The 1,481-nt window shown below is 34.5% G+C and carries 2 protein-coding genes; both read left to right on the plus strand.

Going from position 1 to position 1,481, the window contains the following annotated elements; genetic code table 11:
- Nucleotides 1-87 precede the first annotated feature (87 nt).
- Complete coding sequence (locus U5B17_RS09615) at nucleotides 88-747, plus strand: thiol:disulfide interchange protein DsbA/DsbL (RefSeq protein WP_430805131.1); 660 nt, start codon at nucleotides 88-90, stop codon at nucleotides 745-747.
- An 8-nt stretch (nucleotides 748-755) separates the two neighbouring features.
- On the plus strand, nucleotides 756-1,397 hold the full coding sequence (dsbI, locus tag U5B17_RS09620) for a protein-disulfide oxidoreductase DsbI (RefSeq protein WP_430805132.1): 642 nt from the start codon (nucleotides 756-758) through the stop codon (nucleotides 1,395-1,397).
- Nucleotides 1,398-1,481 lie beyond the last annotated feature (84 nt).

Below are 1,481 nucleotides of genomic sequence, written 5' to 3' on the forward strand. Positions count from 1 at the left end.
AAATTTTAACCCCAAATTAAGTTTAGCAAGATTTTTACGCCAAACCTTTATTGTATAATCCTCTTAAATCTAAATCAAGGAGCAAACATGAAGACAATGTTTTCAAAGACATTAAAGGTTTTATCAGCTGTTGCACTATTTGGTGCTTTAAGTGCTAATGCTTTTAACGAAGGGGAGGATTATATAGTACTTGATAAACCTCTTTCAGTTGAAAAAGGAACACTTACAAAGGTATTTAGCTATGCTTGCCCATTTTGCTATAAATATGATAAGAGTGTAACTCCAGCTGTAGTTAAAAAGGTAGAGGGCTTAAAGTATGAGCCATTTCATCTAAAGACAAAGGCAAATGAGCATGGGGAGGGAGAGACAGCTAGTAAGCTATTAGCAGTAGCTGTTGTTAAAGATAGAGCAGCTAATAAAGATCTCTTTGCAGATGACTCACTATTTAAAAAGGTAAAGATGGCATATTATAAGTCATACCATGATAAAAAGCAAAGATTTAGTAGTGCTGATGAGTTTTTAAAGCTAGGCTTAGATGCAAGTGGTATTAGTAAAGAGGATTATGAAAAAGAGCTAACTAATCCTGAGGTAATAAAGCTACTTGAAAAGTGGGATGAGAGTTATGATGTAGCTAAAATTCAAGGCGTTCCAGCATTTGTAGTAAATGGCAAGTATCTTATCTATACAGCTAAGATAACCTCAATAGATGGTATGGCTAATCTTATAAAAGAGCTTATAGCTAAATAGGGCTAAGTATGGGTTTTATAGATAAAATAGCAAAGTGGCAAGATAGCCGCTTTCCTTGGGTATTAATGGTTATAGCAAGTATATCACTTGTGCTTATTGCCCACTCTGTATTTCAGAAGTATCTTTATATGCCACCTTGTGAGCAGTGTGTATATATAAGAGTAGCATTTTTAATAATGGCAATAGGTGGCATAATAGCTATAATAAATCCAAGAAATTTAGTTTTAAAACTACTAGGATATGGCTTTGGATTTTGGGGGGCAATATATGGCATGATGTGTAGTATAAAGCTAGCTAAAATTCATGCAGCCATTCATGGTGATGATGCAGATCCATTTGGAGTTCAGGGTTGTTCTACTGAACCAAGTCATATACTTGGCTTACCGCTTGAGAAGTGGGCACCTGATTGGTTTATGCCTCTTGGAGATTGTGGTAAAGAAGATGCTATAGTTCCTGATGGTGTAGTGTTAAGTAGCATTCAAGAGTACTTTATAAATCTTTATACAGAAGCTGGTGGATGGTATCTAATACCTTCAAAGCACTTTTTAAGTATGGCTGATTGTACTCTTATGGGATTTACTCTATGCTTTGTTATACTTGCTATTATGCTTGTAAGTTTTATCTTATCAAAACTAAGACAAGCAAACTAATATAAATTTTGCTATACTCTTGCTAGGAGCATAATGATGAAAAGATTGTTTAGCTATAGCAAGAGTGTGGATTTTAAGTTGTAT

The sequence above is a fragment of the Campylobacter australis genome (assembly GCF_050586305.1).
GTDB lineage: Bacteria > Campylobacterota > Campylobacteria > Campylobacterales > Campylobacteraceae > Campylobacter_A.